Source organism: Rhizobium cauense (genome assembly GCF_019511525.1).
GTDB lineage: Bacteria > Pseudomonadota > Alphaproteobacteria > Rhizobiales > Rhizobiaceae > Rhizobium > Rhizobium cauense.
Map to the genome: position 1 here is coordinate 37,110 of NZ_JAEUAT010000029.1, position 21,872 is coordinate 58,981.

Annotated in this window: 22 protein-coding genes and 1 pseudogene; 13 read left to right on the top strand and 10 right to left on the bottom strand. The window is 55.5% G+C overall.

The window, feature by feature from the left end:
• Positions 1-283 precede the first annotated feature (283 nt).
• The 3 genes from JNB88_RS31365 to JNB88_RS31375 form a co-directional block, all read right to left on the bottom strand.
• Positions 284-2,143 carry a PAS domain-containing protein gene (locus JNB88_RS31365; protein ID WP_220358871.1) on the bottom strand — a complete coding sequence of 620 codons (1,860 nt, stop codon included), beginning with the start codon at positions 2,141-2,143 and terminating at the stop codon, positions 284-286.
• Between the two features lie 180 nt (positions 2,144-2,323).
• On the bottom strand, positions 2,324-3,595 hold the full coding sequence (locus JNB88_RS31370; RefSeq protein ID WP_220358872.1) for a DUF763 domain-containing protein: 1,272 nt from the start codon (positions 3,593-3,595) through the stop codon (positions 2,324-2,326).
• A 101-nt stretch (positions 3,596-3,696) separates the two neighbouring features.
• Positions 3,697-4,227 carry a DUF4142 domain-containing protein gene (locus JNB88_RS31375; protein WP_220358873.1) on the bottom strand — a complete coding sequence of 177 codons (531 nt, stop codon included), beginning with the start codon at positions 4,225-4,227 and terminating at the stop codon, positions 3,697-3,699.
• 317 nt (positions 4,228-4,544) lie between these two features.
• On the opposite strand from JNB88_RS31375, the gene JNB88_RS34745 reads away from it, so the two are divergent.
• Positions 4,545-4,787, top strand: a complete 243-nt coding sequence (locus JNB88_RS34745) for a DUF982 domain-containing protein (protein ID WP_220358874.1) — start codon at positions 4,545-4,547, stop codon at positions 4,785-4,787.
• A gap of 190 nt (positions 4,788-4,977) precedes the next feature.
• Here the strand turns inward: JNB88_RS34745 and JNB88_RS31385 are convergent, their stop codons facing one another.
• The 5 genes from JNB88_RS31385 to JNB88_RS31405 form a co-directional block, all read right to left on the bottom strand.
• Positions 4,978-5,754 (bottom strand): SDR family oxidoreductase, encoded by a 777-nt coding sequence (locus tag JNB88_RS31385; RefSeq protein WP_220358875.1) that lies wholly within the window; start codon positions 5,752-5,754, stop codon positions 4,978-4,980.
• A gap of 1,075 nt (positions 5,755-6,829) precedes the next feature.
• Positions 6,830-7,231: a TIGR02588 family protein gene (locus JNB88_RS31390; RefSeq protein ID WP_220358876.1), complete on the bottom strand. Its 402-nt coding sequence runs from the start codon at positions 7,229-7,231 to the stop codon at positions 6,830-6,832.
• Between the two features lie 7 nt (positions 7,232-7,238).
• Complete coding sequence (locus tag JNB88_RS31395; RefSeq protein WP_220358893.1) at positions 7,239-8,102, bottom strand: TIGR02587 family membrane protein; 864 nt, start codon at positions 8,100-8,102, stop codon at positions 7,239-7,241.
• Between the two features lie 333 nt (positions 8,103-8,435).
• Positions 8,436-8,894 carry an MgtC/SapB family protein gene (locus JNB88_RS31400; RefSeq protein WP_220358894.1) on the bottom strand — a complete coding sequence of 153 codons (459 nt, stop codon included), beginning with the start codon at positions 8,892-8,894 and terminating at the stop codon, positions 8,436-8,438.
• A 354-nt stretch (positions 8,895-9,248) separates the two neighbouring features.
• Positions 9,249-10,319, bottom strand: coding sequence for a DNA topoisomerase IB (locus tag JNB88_RS31405; RefSeq protein WP_220358877.1), 1,071 nt, complete (start codon positions 10,317-10,319; stop codon positions 9,249-9,251).
• Between the two features lie 337 nt (positions 10,320-10,656).
• Between JNB88_RS31405 and JNB88_RS34805 the strand changes: the two are divergent.
• From JNB88_RS34805 to JNB88_RS31415, 3 genes and pseudogenes are all read left to right on the top strand, one after another.
• Positions 10,657-10,785: pseudogene (locus JNB88_RS34805) on the top strand (DUF2934 domain-containing protein); the annotation flags it as partial.
• A gap of 86 nt (positions 10,786-10,871) precedes the next feature.
• A complete protein-coding gene (locus JNB88_RS31410) occupies positions 10,872-11,330 on the top strand; it encodes a hypothetical protein (RefSeq protein WP_220358878.1) in 459 nt (152 codons plus the stop codon).
• A 458-nt stretch (positions 11,331-11,788) separates the two neighbouring features.
• Positions 11,789-12,703: a hypothetical protein gene (locus JNB88_RS31415; protein WP_220358879.1), complete on the top strand. Its 915-nt coding sequence runs from the start codon at positions 11,789-11,791 to the stop codon at positions 12,701-12,703.
• Between the two features lie 82 nt (positions 12,704-12,785).
• Here JNB88_RS31415 and JNB88_RS34005 read toward each other — a convergent pair whose 3' ends face one another.
• Positions 12,786-12,968 carry a hypothetical protein gene (locus JNB88_RS34005; RefSeq protein WP_223217411.1) on the bottom strand — a complete coding sequence of 61 codons (183 nt, stop codon included), beginning with the start codon at positions 12,966-12,968 and terminating at the stop codon, positions 12,786-12,788.
• Positions 12,969-13,419: 451 nt separating this feature from the next.
• Here JNB88_RS34005 and JNB88_RS31420 point away from each other — a divergent pair, with 451 nt between their 5' ends.
• Positions 13,420-13,710 (top strand): SemiSWEET family sugar transporter, encoded by a 291-nt coding sequence (locus tag JNB88_RS31420; protein ID WP_220358880.1) that lies wholly within the window; start codon positions 13,420-13,422, stop codon positions 13,708-13,710.
• Positions 13,707-14,837 (top strand): sialidase family protein, encoded by a 1,131-nt coding sequence (locus tag JNB88_RS31425; protein ID WP_220358881.1) that lies wholly within the window; start codon positions 13,707-13,709, stop codon positions 14,835-14,837. Before JNB88_RS31420 ends, JNB88_RS31425 begins: the two co-directional genes overlap by 4 nt.
• A gap of 1,352 nt (positions 14,838-16,189) precedes the next feature.
• Here JNB88_RS31425 and JNB88_RS31430 read toward each other — a convergent pair.
• The gene (locus tag JNB88_RS31430; protein WP_220358882.1) at positions 16,190-17,101 is read right to left on the bottom strand and encodes a DUF72 domain-containing protein; all 912 of its coding nucleotides are present in this window, start codon (positions 17,099-17,101) and stop codon (positions 16,190-16,192) included.
• 218 nt (positions 17,102-17,319) lie between these two features.
• Here JNB88_RS31430 and JNB88_RS31435 point away from each other — a divergent pair, with 218 nt between their 5' ends.
• The 7 genes from JNB88_RS31435 to JNB88_RS31465 all read left to right on the top strand — a co-directional run bounded on the left by JNB88_RS31435 (position 17,320) and on the right by JNB88_RS31465 (position 21,196).
• A complete protein-coding gene (locus JNB88_RS31435) occupies positions 17,320-17,529 on the top strand; it encodes a hypothetical protein (protein WP_220358883.1) in 210 nt (69 codons plus the stop codon).
• A gap of 211 nt (positions 17,530-17,740) precedes the next feature.
• On the top strand, positions 17,741-18,232 hold the full coding sequence (locus JNB88_RS31440) for a YciE/YciF ferroxidase family protein (RefSeq protein ID WP_220358884.1): 492 nt from the start codon (positions 17,741-17,743) through the stop codon (positions 18,230-18,232).
• A gap of 73 nt (positions 18,233-18,305) precedes the next feature.
• Positions 18,306-18,593 (top strand): hypothetical protein, encoded by a 288-nt coding sequence (locus tag JNB88_RS31445; protein WP_220358885.1) that lies wholly within the window; start codon positions 18,306-18,308, stop codon positions 18,591-18,593.
• Positions 18,594-19,030: 437 nt separating this feature from the next.
• A complete protein-coding gene (locus JNB88_RS31450; RefSeq protein ID WP_220358886.1) occupies positions 19,031-19,180 on the top strand; it encodes a hypothetical protein in 150 nt (49 codons plus the stop codon).
• A 99-nt stretch (positions 19,181-19,279) separates the two neighbouring features.
• Positions 19,280-19,492 (top strand): DUF2934 domain-containing protein, encoded by a 213-nt coding sequence (locus tag JNB88_RS31455; protein WP_223217412.1) that lies wholly within the window; start codon positions 19,280-19,282, stop codon positions 19,490-19,492.
• Between the two features lie 125 nt (positions 19,493-19,617).
• Positions 19,618-20,484 (top strand): SDR family oxidoreductase, encoded by an 867-nt coding sequence (locus tag JNB88_RS31460; RefSeq protein ID WP_220358888.1) that lies wholly within the window; start codon positions 19,618-19,620, stop codon positions 20,482-20,484.
• A 217-nt stretch (positions 20,485-20,701) separates the two neighbouring features.
• The gene (locus tag JNB88_RS31465) at positions 20,702-21,196 is read left to right on the top strand and encodes a sigma-70 family RNA polymerase sigma factor (protein WP_338111065.1); all 495 of its coding nucleotides are present in this window, start codon (positions 20,702-20,704) and stop codon (positions 21,194-21,196) included.
• Positions 21,197-21,872: the final 676 nt, after the last annotated feature.

Consider the following 21,872-nt stretch of genomic DNA (forward strand, 5'->3'; position numbering starts at 1 on the left):
ACTACCCTCTCGCCTCCCGCGCCTTCCTGCGGCTCTGTCACAGGCCTTCAAGACATGGCTACACTCTGCACAGAGTGTGTGGACCCTCGAATTATCGTCTTGCTTGCCTGCCATCGTGGATTGCGGTTTTACCAGTCGGTTGTAACCGAGTGACGCCACCACGGTTGACAGGTGTACCTGAGCCAAGGCAATCGCGCGAACCAATATTGCTTGTCGGGCGCCGGGTCTTCTTCGTCATTGCAGAGCACAGTTATACCACTAAAGCGTTCTGCGATCGAGGCTATCATGCATTCTCGGCCACAAGGTAATCAAGCCGCGCAACAATATGACAGCGCAGCCCACTGCTGTCATAGTTAAGGTCGACCTTTCCATACTGGCCGCCACCAAGCCCAAGAGCAATCAGGCGTGTTCCAAAGCTGCTCTTGTGGGGTTGGCGTACCTGCGGCCCATCTTGCTCGACCCAATCGAACCTGAACAGAGGTGGTTGGTTCGACTGGGCGTCCTCCACGCTCCAGCTCACATGGACATGTCCGATGCGCTCGGACAGCGAGCCATATTTGATCGCATTCGTACACAGTTCATGGATGATGAGTGAGAGCGCCAGTGATGCCTTTGGCCCCAACCTAACCACGGGACCAGACGTGTTGATGCGCTCGCGCTCGGCGTGGATCGACGTTGCCACCTCCACAAGATCAGATACAGTGCCTGCTTCTTTATGCCCCGTCACAAGAATGTCTTGTGCTCGCGCGAGTGCGGCTAAGCGTTCTGCCAAGGCCTTCTGTGCCGTTGGCATGTCGGGCGCTGACCGTAATGTTTGCGAGGCCACGGAATTTGCGACAGCCAAAATGTTTTTCAAGCGATGTGACATCTCGCTGTTGAGCAGCACGCGCTGTTCCTCAGCCTGGCGACGCACAGTAACGTCCGAAGCCATCCCGAACCATTCAGAAATGGCCCCGTGCTCATCAAAGACTGGGATCGCTCGAGAGAAGGCCCAGCCAACAGAGCCATCAGATTTGCGAACGCGGTGCTCCAGCTCAAAAACGTCCCGTGCTTCAATCGCCCGGTCAATCGCCGCCAAAATCGTGACTTGGTCTTCGGGAAGAATATACTCCTCGATCCATCGGACGGTCGGTCCCTCCGTTGTTGTCAGTATGCCGCGCCCGTCAAGCTGACGCATCTCCCGCCAGTCAGGGCTCATGCGATAAACGATGTCGGAGCTGGCATTGACGAGTGCTCGGGTCCGCTCCTCGCTCTGCTTCAGTTCCCGCTCAGCTCGCTTACGCGGCAGGATATCGCGAAAGAGAACGGCCACGTGTCGATCTTTAGCATCGCCAATCCGGAACGCGTAGACATCAAACCACCTGCCGAGTGCGGCGGCGCCATCCTCGAACCGAGACGGCTGGCCTGTCTTGGCGATTTCCCCGTAAGTCTCAAACCAATGTTGTTCATGATCGGGGGCTAGTTCGCGCATCCGTCTTCCGACGGCATTCAGAAGGCCCGACTGGCGCTCGAATGCGGGGTTTGTCTGTAGGAACCGATAGTCGCAAGCCTTGTCATTTTCATCAAAGAGGACTTCCACGATGCAAAAGCCCTCATCCATCGATTCATAAAGCTGGCGATACTGCTCTTCGCTCCGTCTCAGTGCTTCTTGATCTCGCCTCCTGCCTGTTACATCACGGATGATCGCAAGTAAGCAACCTGGGGAGTCAACGAGACGGGAGACGGCGATGTCAAAAACCAGCCCCTGCGGTGTGCACTCACGCTCAACCCTTGCAGCTTCTCCCGTCGCCAGGACACGATCAAAGTCATCGTATAATTCCTCGATCTTGTCGGGGAAGCTGTCACGCACAGACCGCCCTGTGAGGTCGCGAACGCCGACCATCCTTCGCATCGCCGGGTTCACCGCTAAATAACGGTAGTCCCTTGGGCCATTCGATCCAGAAGGCATCTGCTCGATAATGCAAGCCCCATCGTCGATCGCGTCAAAGACAGCCTTGTATTGGTCGGTTGGTTCCGAACAATCTGGATTACTATGCACGCATGCACTCCCATTCTGGATGATGCTTATCGAAGACGCGGTTGTTCCTCTCGCGGATCTAGTGCGGCGCTGTCCACCCGCAAGCCCGGCAAGCACTAGTTCCATCTGCGTAGCAAACCCCGCGAAAATATGGCGGCAAGCGGCGCGGGGCGAAGTATGGGATTTGGGAGGGACTTCAAGCTCGCGAAAGAAGAGGGGCCGTCTTCTGGCGCAGACAAGTTGAGCCTTGGGCTCTTCGGCCTCGAACTTACTCAGATGCAGAGGATCTCGTTAACCACTCAGGGATCAATCCCTCTTGCTCTTTGTAATTTCCTGAGCTTGCTGCAGGGGAGGCGGCTCACAACCAAAGATCGAGCGCCCGCCCCATTCATGCGACTGATGAAATTCTCCCGCAACAATTTCTTTCAAGTCCGGTCCAGTGACGTAGTGTTCCAACCGGCGCGCTTGGTCGTCAAGCCGCTTCAGCGCTTGCAATTCTTCCTCTCTTCCAAATCTCGCCCGGCAGACCGCAGATTTCATTACTCTGATAGTCTCATCATAGACCTTGATCGGGACCGGAAATGGATGCCGGTCCTTTCCACCATGAGCAAGGGAGAAGCGGGCAGGATCGGAAAAGCGGCATGGCGCGCCATGGACGACTTCGGCAACCATTGCAAGAGCATTTACTGTCCGAGCACCAACACCTGGGGTCAGGAGGAGGCCCTCGAAATCCTTGGGCCCGCGATCGGCCGCGGCCGACAGGGTGCCATGCAAACGCTTCATGTTGATGTCCTCTAAGCGGACATCGTGATGCGTCGGCATAATCAGATGAGGCAGGAGGGGCTGCACTGTCTTTGTTTTCGCGCGGGCGGGCTCCAACGCAACTATCTCACGCAGTATTCGATCCGGTCCCAGTGTGGCAAGAAGATCAAGCTGCCCCTTGCGCGATGCGTCAGCCCTGTGGTCTGCAAGATTGACGATTTCGCCTTGTTGCCTGCCTTCAACGGCGGCATGTGGTGAGTCAACGAAGCTTTGTAGTCCCTGCGAGCGCCAGTGGTATCGGCGTGCCTGTCTCTTGTCCCCGTTCATGCCTTGTTGAACGACCACCCAATTGCCGTCATCGGTCACGATGAAGCCATGGAGATAGAGATCAAAACCGTCCTGGACAGCAGCACTGTCGACTTTCGCAACAAGTCTGCTCGTTTGCGCCAAACCCTCGCCATCTATCCCGACCCGATTCCCAACACGAAGAAGCTCGTCCGGCGTCTGTCGAGAGCTTTTACCACGCCCACCGCAGACGTGAATTCCAAGTTCACCGGCCATAGGGGTCAACCCGCGCTTCAGCGCGCCGATGACACTTGTTGTTATCCCGGATGAGTGCCAGTCCATACCCATGACGGCCCCAAAAGATTGGAACCAGAACGGATGCGCCAAGCGGCTCAACAGCTCGTCTCGACCGTAGTGGATAACAATCGCTTCGCTGATGACTGCGCCCAGACGCGCCATTCGCTCACCAAGCCATCTGGGAATTCGGCCTCCGTGAAGGGGAAGATCAGCGCTGCCTGCTCGTTGTACCATGCAGCTCTTATAGGACGAGCGGAATACTGGCGACAGTGGAAAGTGCGCACGGGGCGCACTTTAAAGTCTTTTCTACACCCGGCAGGGACGCGGCCGCCCTCTCAGTCCTTGTCAAGATCCTTTGCCATCTTATAGTGATGTTCCAGTGCCGGGAGTGTCTTTGCGGCCCACGCCTTTAGGTCAGCGTTGTCCCCCTCCTCGGCGTAGCGTTTGAATAGATCGACGGCGTCCTCATGGGCGTCGACCTGTTCATCGAAGTATTCCTTTACGAAGTTGGCGCCCTCCAGCTTCGCAAGATCATCGACCTCCTCCTTGTGATCTTTGGTCAGTGCTGTCGCCGGACTTCCTTTGACCTTTCCACTCTCGACCATGGATTTGAGCTCGGCGCTTGTCTTTTCGTGGTCCGTGATCATTTGCTGGGCGAATTTTTTCGTTGCTTCATCGCCACGCTGCAACGCCAGCTTGCTGGCTTCAATCTCATACAAGTCGCTTGCGGAGGCTTCAGTAATAAAGTCCTCCGTTTTGGGTGGAATTCCCATGGCGGAGTTAACACCGCTCGACTCAGCAGGAGACTGCGCAAAAACTGGTGAAGCAGCAACCAGAAAGGATGCGGTGAGAATGAGTTTTTTCATTTGGTAACCTCCAATTGTGCGCTCCAAAACATCGCAGCCTCGGAAATGTTCCTCTTTTGTGAAAACTCGCTACCTGGCCGCAAGGTCAAATTCCCCGAGCATCATCGGCATGCGGTGCTTACCGCGGTCAAAAGGCCTGCATGCTCCGCAAGACAGCAAGTCATTGATCACTGTTGGAACAAAGGCCCTAGCACGGCGTTTGGGCGGCTCAGGAAAACTGAGGGAAGGATAAGGCAACCGAACGACGCCAGATTTGATGATGCGTGGACGGCGTCCGTTAATACGGCTGCAGTAAGCAGCTCGACGAGGGAAGTTTAATGTTCCAACAGGTCTGGAGTAGGCCAGTTTCGATACGGCTGCCAATGGGCGTTCAGATAGTCCATACTCCCCGCGAGGCGACCGACTTTCTTGTGGATGTATGGCCGTTCGGAGCAGGTGATGACTACGAGAAAGCGCTTGATGCGTGTCAAGATTGCTATGATGGCCGAACCGATGCGGAAGAGGTTCGCGCGGCGCTCATTAGCGCTTGTCGGGGTGCGAACGCCTTGGTGGCACTATGAGACCTGCCGTGCCGGGCTCCCGACTTGCTCCTTCAAACTCGGCAGCTCGCCGGGATGAGTAAATTGTGCTTTTGACGGATTGCTCACCCCCGGTGTCAGCTCTATCGATCTCCCAGGTGCCCCTTGCACATTGGCCGGATGCTTTCCGGGCATCGTGTCAGAGTTTGCCAATTGGGAACCATCCGGTCCTTCATCGCAGCAATCCTTGCCCTCCATCAATAAAGATGGGCGAGCCTGTGATGTGCTTGGCATCTGAGCCAAGCAGGAAGAGGATAGCATCAGCCACATCGCTTGCCCGTCCAGGCTCACCTCCTGTAATCGGTACCGAACCCTGCGGCCAAATAACCGGCACTTCCGCTTCCGCCCTGTGGCGGACCTCCGTCGATGTTTCAATGTTCGTTTCGATCGCGCCCGGACATACCACGTTGATGCGAATGCCATGCTTTCCCAGCTCCAGTGCAAGTTGCTGAGCAATAGCGACCTGTGCAGCCTTCGTGGCACTATAGGCGGTCGCGCCTGGATTGGAGAAGGTCCGCACGCCATTGATCGACGACACGATGACAATCGCGCCGCCGCTCGACTCCTTAAGAAGCGGGATCATGTTGTGAAGCGTAAGGTAGGTTCCCCGCAGATTGACATTTATGGTCCGATCCCATTCCGCTGGCGTAAGGTCATCGATGGGCGCCCACACTCCATTGATGCCAGCATTTGCGACAACGGCGTCGACCCGCCCGAAGTGCTCCCTCATCCTTTGGGCTGCAGCGAGAACATCGTCGTCGATAGAAACATCGCCGGGAATAGCGATTGATGTTGCACCTGTGCTGTAGATAAGGTCCCTCACCTCGAACAGACTATCGGACTCGAGATCAAAAAGGCCCAGATCGTAGCCGGCCCGGGCCAGCCCCTCGGCCGTCGCACGGCCGATCCCAGATCCAGCTCCGGTTACGAACGCGACTGGACGCGGCATGTAAGTACCTCACTTTTCAGTTGTAGCAATGACTTATGCAATTGGCGCATGCCCCGGGTGTGCGGAGCCCTACGCATCATGACATCTGGATTTTCATTGTCGGCTCGGCGACCGGTGTTGTCTCCATCCAGTCTTCAGTCAACGGTTCCCATTCTCACGGTTACAGGTTTCCCGCCCTTTTGAATTCCAGTGCCAGCTTTCCGTGAGTGACGACGCCAAGATACGTGTCGAAGATTTGCACCGATTCCTCCGGCGTTAGCAGTTTTGGAAAGGAATGCTCGGGCACTCCCGTTGTTCCGGAAAGTGTGCAAATGCGCTTGGATCATCGGCAGACGATTATCCTGAAACCTTTTCTCGTCAGGGCCGTTGTCGGTGTATGAAAAGCACTGATAGAAAAGCCCGCAGCGGCATGTACAAATTCGTTCTCACTATATTTGCCATCGCAATCGCGATCGCCGCAGCCTACTTCTTCCTCCTCACACCCGGAACGCCGTAGGCATGAGCGGAGCAAGCTCGTAATGGTGCTTGCGGTGACTTACCCGGCAATCAATCGGAAGACTGCCTAGTTCGGCAAGGAGCGCCTGTTTGGTGCGACATTGACCTCGCCAAGCCCTCTGACTGGGCTAGTAAGTGAGGCACACGCAATGCCGTCGCGGTTCCAGCACGGACGAAGTCCTCGCGCATTTTATAGTTCCGCGATGAAAACGTTTCCAAGTGCGCCGAATCTCCACCGTTTCCGGTCAAGCATCAACAAAAATGCCTCTCGAGTTTCGAGGGGACGTGCGCGGGGAAATGAGCGCGTTGCGGAGACGCGTCGGAAGCCTCCTCCCTTGGCTCCCCACTGAGCTACATATGCGCCGGCGGCCGCTAACCACTCTGACTGAGCAAGGGCTCCCTCTCGCTTTCATACGCTCGTCGGGAGTTCGCACCATAACTCCAATGTGGCATTCTCATTGACATGTTTGATGGCCCCTTACCCCGCCTTCACCGGACGCGCGAGGAGCGACCTTGGGAGGCCTCGCGGCCGAAACATCTGAGGCCCTAACGCGGTCATGACAAGGGTCGGACGAATTCATCATGGATCAACATACCCGACAGCATAAATTTTCAACTCTTTTCCCTCGGTTGTTGAATTGAAAATCAAAGAGCCCTTCGCCGAGGATCGCGCGGGAACGTAATCGAAGGTTACTTCGGCAGTCTCTTCAGAGTTTCCATCGCCCGTCAACGCGCCTCGTACCACAACTGCGGCCGCCGTGGTATCGGCAGTGTTAAACACCTCAAATCTCACCTCGTTCTTCGCCATTCCTGGCAAACCGGCCAGCGTCGAAACGGTTAATCGAGGCGGGGCGTTGCGGTTGGTCAGCGCTTCGAAAGCGACAAAGGCTACGAGCAAAAGAACGAGGCAAGCACATATTGTGCCGACGACCCATTCAACGATATGTGGGTCATTGCTGCCGCTGTATTTTTTTCGTGCCATGTCTTGCTCACAGGATCAGACGTGCCGCCGCCGCCCCAATCGACGATGGTAGCGCGAGGACAATAGTCGTTGACAACATCTGCCCGACGGACATGTCGTCGAACCGTTGGAAAGTCCACAAAGTATAGGCGCTAACGAGCAACGCAATGACGTATCCAGGCAAAGTAAATCGGACGATGATATGCCAGGCAGGAACGTCATCGCCAATCTCATGTCCACCCTTGAATGAGACGGCGTATACGAAAGCGTGCATGACAACCAGCGAGAGGACTATCGCGGCCAAGACGTGTAATGGCGTCATCTTGTAAGAGAGCAGGATCACTTCTTCGGTCGGCGCGACGTTCAGGCCGAGGAACAATGCTCCAACGGACATGAGAAACAATTCGCCGGCATAATCCGTGGGACCGTTTTGGATCGGATCATCGTCGTTCTCATCGTGATTGTCATCGTCACCATTCAACTGACTACGACCGAGCAAGGCTCCAATACTAGCTGGAACTGCTTGAACCGCAATCTTGCCAATGACCTCGAAGGCGGACTGTTCGAAATCTAAAACGCCAGTAACTGTGAGGATCAGAAAACTCGTCACTATTCCTACCGCATACGCGACCGCTGCATCACGCCCCGCATCGCGCCAAGTCATGGTCTCTTCGAAACCCACTCTGTCTGACAGGATGAGAAGAAGAGGGATGTTCACAAGTAGTAGAAGGAGCAGCCTGGTCCGGTCCATGTAGAACCCTAGCTCCCACATTTCCATTGTCATAAACATCGGTAACGCAAACAGTAACGCTCCCGCGCATGCTCGCCCGAGGCCTGCAGCGAAACGCCGTCCATTCCATCGTCGATGTGGACTGCCTTGTTCCAATCCCATGAAGTTGAGATAGTTCACGAGCTTGAAAAGACTAGACATTCTTCAAAGGAGCTCCGACCTTTTGGCTGGTTCCACTCACGTTCTGCAACTCCAGGCTTCGTTAATGATGCACTAGCGGATCGACGTTGCCTTCGGTGGCAAATCGGCGTTCGTTCGAAGCAAGGATGGTCTGCGCCAACTACATGATATGGAACGGGTTTTACCCTCAATGCGTTATCTGCTCATGCTGGAAGGAATTGGACCATGACCAACCGCACATGGGGCAAGTTGATCGCGATCGAGATCTGTCTGCTTTTTTGGCTTGCAGCTCTACTGTGGGTTCTGACGTAGCCTTCACGACTGATCGTCCTCGGAGAGTGCCGAGGCTCTGCCTTTTTGCGCGATCTTGTCGTTGCCCTCGGATTTGAAGCTCGTCATAACCCGGAGTGTGGCAAACGTCATGATCGACAAGACGATTGCAGTGTCATAAGCACCCAGACCGACAGCCGCGCCAATTGCGCCCGTGGCCCAAAGGCTGGCAGCCGTCGCGGTTCCACGAATGCTTGCCTTGCCAACCAAAATTGCGCCCCCGCCAATGAACCCAACCCCGTTGATCAAGCCCTCGACGATTCTTGCCGTAGCTTCTGGGTTGTCTCTGGTCACTGTCTCCGCCGCTTGGATAAAGCCACATGCTGCGATGGCTACCAAAGGAAAGGTCCTGAGACCTGCACTGCGCTCATTGCGCTCACGATCCCACGCGATCGGAAGCGCTAACACATAGGCAGCCAGCAAGGCCGCCAGGTGTGGCAGCATGTCCAACTCTGCGCTGATCAGACTCACCCAATCGACCAAGTCATTACCTCCCTTTCGTCCTGAATTGCAAAGAAGATGGATACGCGTTCCTACGTGGCAAGAGCGTTGCCACCTGACGAACGGTTCAATCGATTTAGATAAAAGATTACGCCCAATCCTGGTAAGCGTCTGTCAACGCGCGGCTTATTGTTCTTCGCTGTGTGATGCCACCCCACTGTGCACGTGGCAAATGTCTTGTGGTTGCCATTAGGCAGGGGAATCAATTCTTTCGGCATAGGTATGAGAAGCGAGAGAAATGCCCCCCCCCCGAACTCTCTTGTCTAGACTGCGATGCGATCCTTACGGCCTCCAGACTCACTGCCCCATGCGCAATTTCAGCCACCGCAGGACACGGATTTCGTCTTCGTCCATCCATTCCAGAAGCCGTCGGCTTCTCGTGCGCAAACGCAACACGGAGCCCAAGGAGCCGGACCTGAAGTCATCAAACACCGCAGGATGGATATATGAGGATCTGCAGACAGCGCGAGTATTTACAAGCTTGCTAGCAACAAGATCAATTGCCTCGTTGAGTTGCCGAGCAATCGCTCTTTCGGATACAGCCATTTCCAACGGCGCGAGCGCACCTACTGCCATACATGTCGCGCCCCATGTTCGAAACTGGCGAGAACTGAAGTCCTGCCCCGCCGTCTCTCTAATATAGCTGTTCACGTCCTGGGAAGAGATTTGACGGCATCCACCCTCATCGCAAACATACTGAAAAAGATGTTGCCCAGGCAACTCCTGAAGCTTGCGGACGACATTTGCAATACGTCGATCGCTATGGATGAGGTTCCACTCCTTGCCGGACTTTCCCTTGAAGCGAAACTTGACGCTACCTCCCTCTACCTTCACGTGTCTGCGTCTCAGCGTCGTCACGCCATAGCTCTTGTTCGCTTCGGCATACAAAGAGTTTCCAATTCGAATGTAAAGGTTATCGAGTATCCAGACTACCGTGGCGAGCGCCTTGTCAAAATTCAGGCCTCGAGAATTGAGGTCTTTGTCTACCCGTTCTCGTATATCTGGAAGACGCGCGGCAAAGTCGGCGAGACGATCAAACTTCGCCCGCCCCCTCTCTTCATGCCAAGCTGAATGATAACGATATTGCTTCCTCCCACGGGCGTCGACACCGACTGCCTGAAGGTGACTGTATGGGTTGGTGGAAATAACGACATCTGTATAGGCTGGCGGAATGGCGAGCGCGTTAAGGCGATCAATCTCGGCCGTATCGGTGATACGATCGCCCTCCGGCTTATAATAAAGAAACCCGTTTTTTCCTTGCTTACGGGTTATCCCTCGATCCAAGCTGGAGATATAGACAAGGCCCGACGCAAGTTGCGCGTCTACAGCTATCGTCTTTATGTCGTTGTTTGAAATAGTCTGGTTCATTCGGCGATAACTCTGACGGCGATTGTCGGTTCCCATTCCCGTTTCAATCCAAATGGGGCGTGATAGTCGCGACCGCCGCCCATCTCTCAGTGGCAAGTACGGAACAAACATCGTTGCTGATCATTCCGAAAGCTGAGCCGGAAGGCCGAGTGGTGCCGGAGCAGACAGGCCGACAGGAAACGGATCCCGCTCCCTCGTTCAGCCAAAGCGCCTCGATTGGAGAAATGAAATGCAGGAACAAAAGAAGAAACGCGTTCTCGGGGCCGATGCAAGGCCACGCGACCCCGCGGACCATGAAGTAGAACGTCAGCCCCTCCGTGCCAGTGAAAGTCAAGGCGACAATCGCTCGAACATTGAGGCACTCCGAGAAGCAAGACGACAGGGGCGTGATGCGTTCTTGGTCAAGTCAGACCTGGAAGACCAGGATGTGCGTGAAAGCAGTCCGGGAACACGAGAGCAGGATTGAAGCCACACGCCCAAAAATACTCATCAGCAGCGCCGTTTCGCGCTCTGACCTTTGAGGCGGTTCCTAGTCAACAGGAGGAAGATAACATGCCGGATCCCAATCAATCACCCGCGGTTCAATCATTGAAGAAGGAGGAAGCTGACCAGCGGCGCCGCGCAAAGAGCGAACTCGACAAGGGCCTCCAAGATACGTTTCCCGCCTCCGATCCAATCTCAATAACGAGCACTGCTGTCTCCGCCGGCAGGGCCGATGCATCCGAAGCAGAACGCGTTCAAGATGGTGAAGACCAGTACCCGCTGGTCAACGAGGCTCTGCGAAGCGTGGAAAATAGTCGTGGCGCACCTTCCAGCGATCGCGTTGCTCTCGCGCGCGAAGCTGCTCGCTTATCAGAGCGAGCATCTGAGGTCGCCAGCGGCGCCGTTCACCTGGCAAAAGGGGAGGCTCGCTCGGTTTGGAAGGACGTCGAAGATAAGATTCGCGAGAGACCTCTTACTGCTGTGGGCGTGGTCGCGACGATCGCGTTCTTTTGGGGCGCCACGCGATAGCTCTATCGCGCGGCAATGCCCCCGCGCATGATAATGTGGTCGGATTCGGCGCTTCGCCATCGGCAAAGGATCGCCGGCAGCCGGACTCTTTAAGCTGCCCCTATCTAGCCATGGAGCTACGACAATCGCCTTGGATCACTGACCTCCTTGTCTTTTTCAGGAGGTGTGGTCTGCTCTATTCATAAATATGGCATTGACCACAGTCCGACAGCGCAACCAAGGCCTAATTCGATGCAGTCCTTTTCACGACACCATGGCCAGTTAGCAACCGGCTCTTCTGCCGAAGAGAAGCGTTCGAAACGGTAGAACGGGAACATTGTTGAAGCCATCGCGTTGGGAAGGCGCAAATTAAATTTCTTGGAGGTTTTCAAATGGGTAGAGGTATACTTCTGTGGCTCCTCGGCATTCCGCTGCCGATCGTGATCCTACTTGTTCTCTTCATGCGCTAGGGGGCCGACATGTTTCCAAGCGAAGGTACGGCCGCCGGCATTCTGCCGGTTGAATCCTCCAAATCCGCGATGGCGTGGGGCCCGATCATTGGAGGCGCTGTAGCTGCCACCGGCATCACGCTCATCCTCATCCTACTCGGCTCGGGCCTAGGGCTGACAATGGTCTCCCCATGGTCGGGCGAAAGCAGTTCGGCGGCCACCGTCGGCATCTCGGCCGCGATCTGGCTTGTCGTGGTGCAGTGGCTGTCTTCGGCGCTGGGAGGGTACCTTACCGGCAGACTACGCACTAAATGGGCAGCGGTTCATACCGACGAAGTTTTCTTCAGGGATACGGCGCACGGCTTCCTCAGTTGGGCCCTGGCGACGCTATTCGTCGCGGGTTTTCTCGCTTCTTCCCTGACTTCGCTTGCAGGCGCTGGAGCGAGTGCGGCGGGAAGTGTGATAAATACTGCGGGAATGGCCGGCGCTGCGAGCGCAGCCACGACCAACGGTCCTGACCTTTCCACGTCATACTTCACAGACGCTTTGCTGCGGCCCCAGCAAGCCGGCGACCGGGCACGTGAGGATGACGGTGCCGCAGCGACGGAAATCTCCCGTATACTTCTGCAGGGCGCTGCAAGCGGGCAGGTTCCGGACGCTGACAAGGCATACATCGCAGGGATCGTGGCAGCTCGAACAGGATTATCTGAGGCCGATGCTCGCGCCCGCCTCGATGCAGTGCTCAAGCAGATCGACGACGCCAAGGTCGCAGCGCAGAACGCTGTGGACGAAGCAAGAAAGGGTGCAGCGACGACAGCTTTAGTTGGTGCACTTTCACTGCTAATTGGAGCTTTCATCGCCTCTGCTGCGGCAGCTCTTGGCGGAAAACAGCGCGACGATGAGGAGGACCTCCTTGTGACATCGTCCCCCCGGTCTCAGGTCTAAGAGGAGATTGAGGCGTGCAAGCACGCCTCAATTTCACCCTCAAGTTGCTCCCGCGAAACTGTATTGGGGTGTCAAACCTCAGCTAATGTTGCTTTTCCCCAGCACTCTTTCCGTCACTGGATTTGGCGCGTTCCTCTACTCGCTTGGCGCCCTTCGCCAATGGCGAGCCCTTCGCGGTCTCTACCTTCCGCTCCTCCATTTTCGTTTCGCGATGAAGGGCTTGTGCCGACTTCTTTCCCGGTTGATGTGATTGGTCTTGGTTCAAGGGTCAATCTCCTCTTGCGTCGATCAAATAAAAACGTGTCCCTGCTGCTGAGGTTCCCGCAGGGCCGGTTTCCAGATGTCAGAACCGCACCAGCTCTTCATGGCTCGGCCCCTGCAAGATGTGGCCGGGCTCGGGGTCAACGTTAGAGCGTGGTATGGGTATCAAGCTTCAGGAGTCGCGGTTTCGCGGCGACTTTCATGAGCGTGGGCGGAACACCGTCGAGCGATCAAAGTTTGGAGGCATCAGAGGAGCTTTAAAATGCCTTTGCCTTTCGACCCCGTTGCTCCACTTTCAATCCCGGTACCCCTGATCAACCACCTCCCGGTGTTGATCCCGTACCCGATCCTGATCCCAGGTCGGGATCCACCCAATCCGATGCCTATAGAACGCTTGCCAAATGACAGAGCGCACTTGCAAGGCGAGCTGCGACCTAAGAAGCAACGAGGGTAGCATGGACCTTGGACTAGTCGTCGGATACGCAGCATCTATTTGTTCGGTCTCCAGTTTCATACCTCAAACAGTCAAAGTCTTTCGAAGCAAAGATACGGCCGCCATTTCGGCATGGATGTACATACTCACTGTCACAGGATTTGCTTTGTGGACCTGGTTTGGCGTAGTGCGAAGTGAAATTCCGATCATCTTGACGAACGCAACATGTTTCTTGCTGTCAGCCTCAATACTGTTGATGAAGCTTAAGGCAATCAAGACAGCGAGATCAGACGCTCAACAGGGCCGACAATGACCGTCACCCCAGCTGCAGTGCAACACTGCGACATATTTCGTCGGGAAGGTCAGTTTGCAGGGTGGCCTGCGAACTATGGAATGTGGATCTGGGGCGACGAGATTCTTGTTGTGTTTGCCGTTGGAGAGCTTGGCAATCAGGGTCCGCTTCATGCACGCAATGTGCACCGGCCTTTCCGACCGCGACAAGCTCGTAGTCTGGACGGTGGTTCGACCTGGGCAGTGGAGGATTTTCCTGGACTCGTGCCTGGTGGCGACAATCTGTCGGCCGACGAGCACGTTGATCGTGACTTGCGTTCAGGCCCGGATCTCAAGGGGACTTTATTCCTGGACACACTTTCCGTCGCGATCGATTTCATGGACCCAGAAACCAACATTATGGCGGCCCGCACGGGCATTCACGCAGACGCGAGAAGTTGGTTTTACGTCACTCACGATCGTGGCCGCACGTGGAAGGGGCCTTTCCCTTTCAACGGGCTTGCTGTCAGCGGGGTAGCCGCGCGAACTGATGTGGTTCCTTTAGGAAAAAGTCATGCGCTGTTCATGCTCAGCTGCGCGAAGCCAAACGGGCTAGAAGGGCGCGCGTTTTGTGCCGAAACGACGGACGGCGGACGCACATTCAGAGTGAAAAGCTTCGTAGATGATGACGGGACCGGGTATTCTATCATGCCAACAAGTGTGTCCATGCCCGATGGAACGATCATCACTGTCTTGCGACGAGGGCTGGGCGTCGGACGCGTGGGGTGGTTGGAGGGCTACCGATCGACAGACTGCGGTCTTTCCTGGCATCCCCTCGGCAAGATAGTCGCAAACACAGGACCCGGGGGAAACCCCGCCAGCATGTGCCGCTCGCTGAGCGGCAGGATCTATCTTTTCTATGGCGTGCGGAGTAACCCGTTCGGAATCAGATGTAAAACGAGTGACAATCAAGGGCAAACCTGGTCGGAAGAGACAATCATTCGCGCAGACGGCGTGTTGCCCGACCTCGGGTACCCGCGATCGGTACTACGGCGAGATGGTCGAATTGTCTGCGCGTACTACTTCAATCAAGGAAGCGAGCGGTTCATCGCGGCGTCTGTCATAGCCATGGCTGCGAAAGAGTGGTCGCGGGGTCAGGGCACACGATAAGTTGCTTCATCCGCGAGTTTAGGAAACCTCGGGCCTGTTCAGGCCTCGTGCGGTATCATTTTATCCAGCAACAGGCCCGCAAGATATTTGCCTCGAGGAGTGGAACCATTTCCCCCTCAGAAAGTTATGCGTTCGCTTTGAGAAAGGAACGTTCTCTTAGCTCCAGTCAGTTCCCCTTCAGCCCCGCCCGCGCGGGGCTATTTTTTTCGACCATCTGCTTCAACTGATGAGACAAAGAGCTCCTTCCCTTCTTGTCGCATCGATGACACATGTTAGCGCGCGATTCCCCTACAAGGGTCGGAACACAGGTTAAAGGAAATCCGCTCGATGTAAGTCGAACCGAAAATGTCTTAGAGCAGAGCCCATCACGATGACGCCTAGTAGGCTGGCTTAGGCAACGAGGATCACGTCCTTTACGGCGATATCTTTTATGAGATTTTGTGTCCTTCCCGACCGGAAAAATCTCCGGTGCCATAGCAGGCAGTGCGTTAAGAATGGCAATAAATGAGCGCCAGGTCATACCCCTAGCGTGGTCGGACCTTAGTCCAGGTTTTCAAGTATTCTTTCTCCTTCTAACCTGCTGAAGTCCTTCTGCCAGAAGGACTGGTAGGGGACTTCTGCCCCGCCAATGGCTCGAGAGGTCACCAACGGGTAGGCTGACCTCTCGACGCTCCCCAGCTATACGAATGATCCGCAGATCTCCAAGCGAAGTCGGAGACGCACGTGTGTTTCGTTACAGTCTCAATGAAGCGTGGCAGGCGGCGTGAAAAAGTGGCACATACCGCCCGAGAACAACAGATCCGCTCGACATCATTATCAATACTAGAGCCGGGTCGCACCAGCTTTCAGCGTAAGCCGAAGATACTCTTAACCGCGACAACGATGACAAGAGCCCAACTGAGCGGTGATGTTGTACTTACCGACACCTGTAGAGGAACAGATGCCCGGAGATCAAATCCAACGCGGTTAATTCCTCGTTGCATGGTCGATCGCACGGGGACGTATGTTTAGCGCGGTTCCGCAGCAGGCGGGCCCTTGGGTGGCGCGTCTTTGGCGATACTCCTACTGTCTTTTTCCGGCTTGACAGGCCGGGCTCCCTCCCTGGCATCAACAGGCTTCTGTTCCTCTGCAGGAACCTTATCCGAATATTCTCCCCCTCTATTCATGTTGCTCTCCGTGGGTGGACAAACTAAAACCGCGGATCCAACTCTTGAAGTTGCTAGCGGTTCCCGCTCTTCTTACGGTTCCTTTTTGTGAAAGCCATTTGAACACTCGCTGCTGTTCTCTGAGGCCGCGGCACGGGTGCCTCGAGAGGCAATCCATGATGCGTGCGTCACGCGATCGGCCCGTAGCTATCTAGGCAAGAAAAGGCTATCAGGTTGCGCTGCGGAGAAGCCGAGAAGTTCAGACAGCTTGCTCGCGTTTTTGATTGAATTACAGTCGCGGTCGTTGTTGAAATAAACCCATACCGTCTTAGCGCCACTGCATTCAATTCGCTGCGCCCATATTGCTAACTCTTCATCGGTGTAATCGTGGCGATACCACTGTTTGGTTCCGTGGAACCGGACGTAGATGTCGTCAGCAGTTCGTACAAGTTCGTCAGGCAACGCAGGTCCGCTGCATGAACAAAATATCGCGCCGGCATCCGCAAAAGCGTTGTACACGTCCTGGTTCCACCAACTCTTGTGACGAAATTCGACGACATTGCGCCGCCGCCGATCAAGCTGCGATAGGATCAATCGCAACATTTCAGACGAGTACCGCACACTCGGCGGGAGTTGGAACAGGAAGCATCCCATCCGGGGACCCAACAGGTCGGCAATGTATCCGAAGTCTTCGACAAGAACCTCAGTCTTTTCAAAACGGTTAATGTGCGTGATGAGCTCGCAGACCTTGATGGTGTAGACGAATTCAGGAGCCGCCTGCCGTGTCCATGCCTTGACAGCGGCGATTGTTGGCCAAGCGTAGAAAGGCGCATTTAGTTCTACCGTGCTGAAGTGGCTTTGATAGATAGAGAAAAGCTCGCTTGAGGGAGCGTCCGCAGGATAAAACTTTCCTTTCCAGTGCCAATAGTACCATCCTGAGCAACCAATATGAAAACGTCTCGAGACCTGATCCGTTTTCACCACTTCCCGAGCACCATCTTTCACTCGCAGCTCGTGCATCCTTGCAGCTCGAACAAGATTAGCCCTTCGCTGTATTTCGCGTCTTTCAGCACGTCGAGCCTTCCGTAAAGCAATCTCTTCTGCCGCACGTTCCATCATGTTAAAAGGCCCTCAAAGTGGAGAGGCAAGAGATCCAGTCGGCCGTCCGGCCGCGGCGGCTAGTTGATGACGGCTTTCCCGTCGCCTATGTGACTAACCGGCGTACCCCCGTGGGGTTCCCGCTCCTTGGAACAATCTGTGAAGGCGCAAGGTTCGGATTGAAGCACTCTTGGTGCCCGTTGGAGATTGTTGGAACACCACACGGATGGAGAACGACAATGAAGGAAACACGTATCGACGAAGAGCTCTGGGAAGTCCGGGACCTTCTGCACCGCGCTGTCCAAATGCATATCGCAGGCCAAGAGGAGGAGGCACAAACTGCGACCAAGGATGCCTACCGGCGACTGGCGACGGTCCTTGATCGAATGCAGAGCAATCTCAAACGCCCGGTAGCTGCGAACAATGCGCAGCCCGCTGTCGACTCGTGATCCCTCGGTCGAAGCCAAGGTTTCGACGCAATTTTAGTTCCAACGGCGGTTACCCTGCGATTGGCAGATGCGGCTCATCAGCAGAAAACCCGCCCGCCGCTTTGTAAAATTCAAAAGCATATTTTGCCGTCGGCCCTTTGCCGTCGCAGGGAACATTAAGGACCAACACGAGTTTTGGCAACGCATTCAATCGCCATCATGGAGGACTACCATGGCAACTCAAAAGACGCTTGACGACCTCTTCCTCGACACGCTCAAGGACATATACTACGCCGAGAAGCAGATCCTTAAAGCGCTGCCAAAGATGGCTCGCGCGGCTCAGTCAGAGGAAGGAAAAGCAGGTTTTCTGCAGCATCGAGATGAAACCCAGGGGCAGATTGAGCGCCTGGAACAAGTCTTCGAGATCTTCGGTAAGCCCGCTCGTGGCAAGACCTGCGAGGCGATCCAAGGGATCATCTCGGAAGGCGAAGAGATCATGGAAGAGTTCAAGGGATCTCCGGCTCTCGACGCAGGCCTCATTTCCGCGGCGCAGGCGGTGGAGCACTACGAAATTGCCCGTTATGGCACCCTTATTGCCTGGGCGGGACAGCTCGGCCTCAAGGACGCTATCCCGCTTCTGAAGCAGAATCTTTCAGAAGAAGAGGCTACTGACAAGAAGCTTACACAGCTCGCCGTTGCACAGGCAAACGCCAAGGCAGCATAGAACTTCTACGGCCCGGCTCCGTTATAGGTGCCGGGCCCCACTTCGCCATCACCCTGAGAGCAGGAAACAGCAAATGCCATACGTCGCTTCACCCAGCTATTGCGAGGATGCGCGCGCCAGGTCAGCCAATCTCGCGCAATGTCTTGCACCCGCCAGACGGTTTCTAGACGAAACGTCGAACGCGTCGGAAGCCGAAAAGATTGAGATGCTGGTCTCCTCCGCCGCTGTCGCAGGATGGGACGAAGACGAGGTCAGGCAAGCTCTCCAGCCCGAGAGCGAAACTCCGGGTGCCGTCCTGACACGCAACATTCAGGAAACAGCCACCATTGGACTGGTTCCAACATCCGCGAACACACCCTAGGTCGGCACGACGCTTACGTCTGCACATTGGTGCTCCGGCCGCTTGAGGCGTTCGCGCTTTGCGAAATCGCTGGCCACCTTGACTTGATCACGACATGGCACGGCTGCGCCCGTCGGCTCGTTGCCGCGCTTCTCTCGCCGGTTTTATGGTCGTCAGCTGTGCCATCCTCTGTACGGTACCAAACACTTCTCTTAATTGATTTTTCAGTTTATTCTCATGGAAACTCTCTTCTACGGGAGCGGAAAATGAGCTGTTGATTAACCCGGCGTCGCTCCCACGGAGGATGCCAGTTCGACGAGCAAGGCTTAATGCTGAATTCGACTGACCTATTCCGACATGGCTGCGCATCCTTCCTGCTTCGGTATCCGGAATGCCGTCGTCACATCGAAAAAGTCCCTCGCCTGCGGGACCTTTTTGAGCTTTATGCGGAATGTGTGATGATGCGAGACAAGCTCTACCGCGAGCCCCTGTCCCACGATCGATTGCAGGAAAGCCAAGAGCTTTGCGAAGGCCTTGAGCGCGAAATCAGCTTCTTCCTGGAACACACCGCTCGCTCCGACTGGAGTGAGGTTGCGAAGAGCGAGTAGGCTCCCGTCTAAACTTTCGGCTCAAGGGATCGCCCGCCGGAAACAAGTTCCGTCCGAGAGGTTTCTGGTACGAAAACTGACCTACCAAGGAGAGAAATGATGGCTCGACGAAAGGCTCCAGTACAAGGAACCCATCCCGACGAAACGGCGATTTCTGTTCCGGATACCACCGGCAGAGGCGACGCTTCCGCAGATTTAACCGAGAGCATACGACGTCGTGCATATGAAATATGGGAAAGCGAAGGGAGCCCAGACGGACGGCCGGACGATCATTGGCGTCAGGCGGAACAGGAAATCCTGAAGGGTCGCTAGCCGCTGGTCGACTATCCTCGTGATAGGTGGAGTTACGCTCCGAGCGCGGATCGCCAGGCAAAGCGAGGAACTCTTCCGTACTGGATAGGTTAGGTGAGTAGCCAAACCGATCCAGGAGCACCGAGATGAGCCAAGATTCGCGTCGACCAACGCCGCCCTACCCGTCCCAAAATCAAGACCCTCCCGGCGACACCAAATCCATGATGCCGCTTCCGGATCATGGTGAGCAAAGCTACGAGGGAAGCGGCAGACTTTCTGGCAAAGTCGCCCTCATCACGGGAGCGGATTCCGGGATCGGCAAAGCAGTTGCGATCGCCTTTGCTCGAGAAGGCGCCGATGTTGTCGTGTCCTACCTCAATGAACACGACGATGCACAAGATACCGGCCAGTGGATAGAAAAGGCGGGACGTAAAGCAGTGCTGATAGCTGGCGACATTAAGTCAGAACAGCATTGCATCGATCTAGTTGCTCGAACCGTAGAGGAGTTCGGAAAGGTCGACGTACTTGTCAACAATGCCGCCTTTCAACGAACCTATTCCGACATTGCCGATATTACTGCCGAAGAGTGGGATGAGACCTTTCGCACGAATATCTACGCACCGTTCTTTCTCACTAAGGCTGCAGTTCCCCACATGCCTCGGGGCAGCGCAATCATCAATACCACGTCAATACAGTCGCGGCAGCCCTCACCGCATCTCCTTGCATACGCATCGACAAAGGGCGCCATTTCAAACTTCACAGCGGGCCTGGCAGAGATGCTCTCAAAGAAGGGGATCAGGGTCAATGCGGTCGCTCCTGGTCCCATTTGGACGCCGTTGATCCCGTCGACCATGCCCGCGGATAAAACGGAAAAGTTTGGTGAGCAGACGCTGATCGGAAGAGCCGGTCAGCCAGCAGAGCTCGCAGGGGCGTTCGTCCTTCTTGCGAGTGAACTCGGAAGCTACATGACCGGGGCCGTCGTACCGGTCACCGGTGGCGAGATAATGATCTGACCGCCGGTCGAGTAGACGAAGCCGCAAACGGGGGTATGTCAACCGGGCAGGCCCCGTTCGGTTGACTGCTAACTACCGCGGCTGCGCCAGCTACTGGTCGTGGTAACATCTGCCGAGTGCCGATGTGGCAGGGTACGCTGGCAGACGCTACACCTTAAGACCGGAACAGATCAATCGCGCGACCATTGTCCCATGAGACAACGATGGAGTGTGTCGCGTGGAACCTCAGTTGATTGACCTTCTTCCCGCTCTTAGAGCGTTCGCCCTCAGGCTTATAAGAAACCCTAATGACGCGGACGATCTTGTCCAGGAAACGATCGTCAAAGCGCTGGCAAACAAAGATCGGTTCACTCCTGGCACAAACCTGAAGTCCTGGACCTTCACTATAATGAAAAACACTTTCCTGACCCAGTCTCGCGCCCTGCAGCGCAGTCCGGTCGGGACAGAAGAGGACGCAGCGCTGTGCCCCGTGCAGGTGTCATCGTCACAGGAATGGACCGTCCATTACAAGGATGTCGAAAAAGCTATTGGTGCGCTTGCCCCCCGCTACAAAGAGGCGCTTCTCCTTGTTGCTTCCGGTGCCTCCTATGAAGAGACCGCTCAACGCGCTCGATGCGAGATCGGAACTGTCAAAAGCCGCGTCGGCCGCGCGCGCTCCAGCCTTTTGGACACCCTGGGCGCTCGTAACTACGGTGAGGCGTTCGTCATATAGGCGTCGCTCAGATTTCTGCACACCTACTGAAACGCGGTGCATGAGCATGAACTGCAGGTGCGAATTTGAGGATAGTGTTGGCCAACGTCGATATAATCGAGCTCCGATAGATCGTCTTGTTGCGGCCTGAACCGTAAATCACGATATCGCGTCTTACGCTGGAACGCGGCGCGACCGTCAATCTACTGCGGATACCGACGGACAGACAGCTTGGTCATCCTGTACCTGAGGGCTCGAAGCCTAACGAGTCGAGCGCGGGGACCTGCCATGGATCAACTTTCGAAAACCACCGCCTAACGAAGGCGGATTCCGCGACCGATGCAAAGCGCCGTGAGCGGTGCAGCAGCCGTGAATGGGTATCGAATTACCGACTAAGTGCTCCGAACGTTCCGCTTCGAAGACAGTCGTCAGCGACAAGTTCACATATGCGGACGGGCCGTACGTTGAAAGACAAAAGCCCCAACGACAGATGAGAAGTGGAACACTCCCTCAAACGGGGCGTTACTGCGCAACGAAACGGAGTTCAATATGAGTACGCACCTCGATCCCTGAACTGCACCCCAATTCGACCGGACACTCAGCATAAGCAGGAAGGCTCAAGCACAGGCTTGAGGATAGGCTTATGTCTAACGAGTTTCGACAGGTTGATCTGATGATCGGTGACGTCAGGCGGCGA

Excerpts from the sequence above, each read along its gene's own strand:
- JNB88_RS31365 (WP_220358871.1), bottom strand. The coding sequence starts at position 2,143 with ATGGAACTAGTGCTTGCCGGGCTTGCGGGTGGACAGCGCCGCACTAGA.
- JNB88_RS31370 (WP_220358872.1), bottom strand. The coding sequence starts at position 3,595 with ATGGTACAACGAGCAGGCAGCGCTGATCTTCCCCTTCACGGAGGCCGA.
- JNB88_RS31375 (WP_220358873.1), bottom strand. The coding sequence starts at position 4,227 with ATGAAAAAACTCATTCTCACCGCATCCTTTCTGGTTGCTGCTTCACCA.
- JNB88_RS34745 (WP_220358874.1), top strand. The coding sequence starts at position 4,545 with ATGTTCCAACAGGTCTGGAGTAGGCCAGTTTCGATACGGCTGCCAATG.
- JNB88_RS31385 (WP_220358875.1), bottom strand. The coding sequence starts at position 5,754 with ATGCCGCGTCCAGTCGCGTTCGTAACCGGAGCTGGATCTGGGATCGGC.
- JNB88_RS31390 (WP_220358876.1), bottom strand. The coding sequence starts at position 7,231 with ATGGCACGAAAAAAATACAGCGGCAGCAATGACCCACATATCGTTGAA.
- JNB88_RS31395 (WP_220358893.1), bottom strand. The coding sequence starts at position 8,102 with ATGGGATTGGAACAAGGCAGTCCACATCGACGATGGAATGGACGGCGT.
- JNB88_RS31400 (WP_220358894.1), bottom strand. The coding sequence starts at position 8,894 with ATGCTGCCACACCTGGCGGCCTTGCTGGCTGCCTATGTGTTAGCGCTT.
- JNB88_RS31405 (WP_220358877.1), bottom strand. The coding sequence starts at position 10,319 with ATGAACCAGACTATTTCAAACAACGACATAAAGACGATAGCTGTAGAC.
- JNB88_RS31410 (WP_220358878.1), top strand. The coding sequence starts at position 10,872 with ATGCCGGATCCCAATCAATCACCCGCGGTTCAATCATTGAAGAAGGAG.
- JNB88_RS31415 (WP_220358879.1), top strand. The coding sequence starts at position 11,789 with ATGTTTCCAAGCGAAGGTACGGCCGCCGGCATTCTGCCGGTTGAATCC.
- JNB88_RS31420 (WP_220358880.1), top strand. The coding sequence starts at position 13,420 with ATGGACCTTGGACTAGTCGTCGGATACGCAGCATCTATTTGTTCGGTC.
- JNB88_RS31425 (WP_220358881.1), top strand. The coding sequence starts at position 13,707 with ATGACCGTCACCCCAGCTGCAGTGCAACACTGCGACATATTTCGTCGG.
- JNB88_RS31430 (WP_220358882.1), bottom strand. The coding sequence starts at position 17,101 with ATGATGGAACGTGCGGCAGAAGAGATTGCTTTACGGAAGGCTCGACGT.
- JNB88_RS31435 (WP_220358883.1), top strand. The coding sequence starts at position 17,320 with ATGAAGGAAACACGTATCGACGAAGAGCTCTGGGAAGTCCGGGACCTT.
- JNB88_RS31440 (WP_220358884.1), top strand. The coding sequence starts at position 17,741 with ATGGCAACTCAAAAGACGCTTGACGACCTCTTCCTCGACACGCTCAAG.
- JNB88_RS31445 (WP_220358885.1), top strand. The coding sequence starts at position 18,306 with ATGCCATACGTCGCTTCACCCAGCTATTGCGAGGATGCGCGCGCCAGG.
- JNB88_RS31450 (WP_220358886.1), top strand. The coding sequence starts at position 19,031 with ATGATGCGAGACAAGCTCTACCGCGAGCCCCTGTCCCACGATCGATTG.
- JNB88_RS31455 (WP_223217412.1), top strand. The coding sequence starts at position 19,280 with ATGGCTCGACGAAAGGCTCCAGTACAAGGAACCCATCCCGACGAAACG.
- JNB88_RS31460 (WP_220358888.1), top strand. The coding sequence starts at position 19,618 with ATGAGCCAAGATTCGCGTCGACCAACGCCGCCCTACCCGTCCCAAAAT.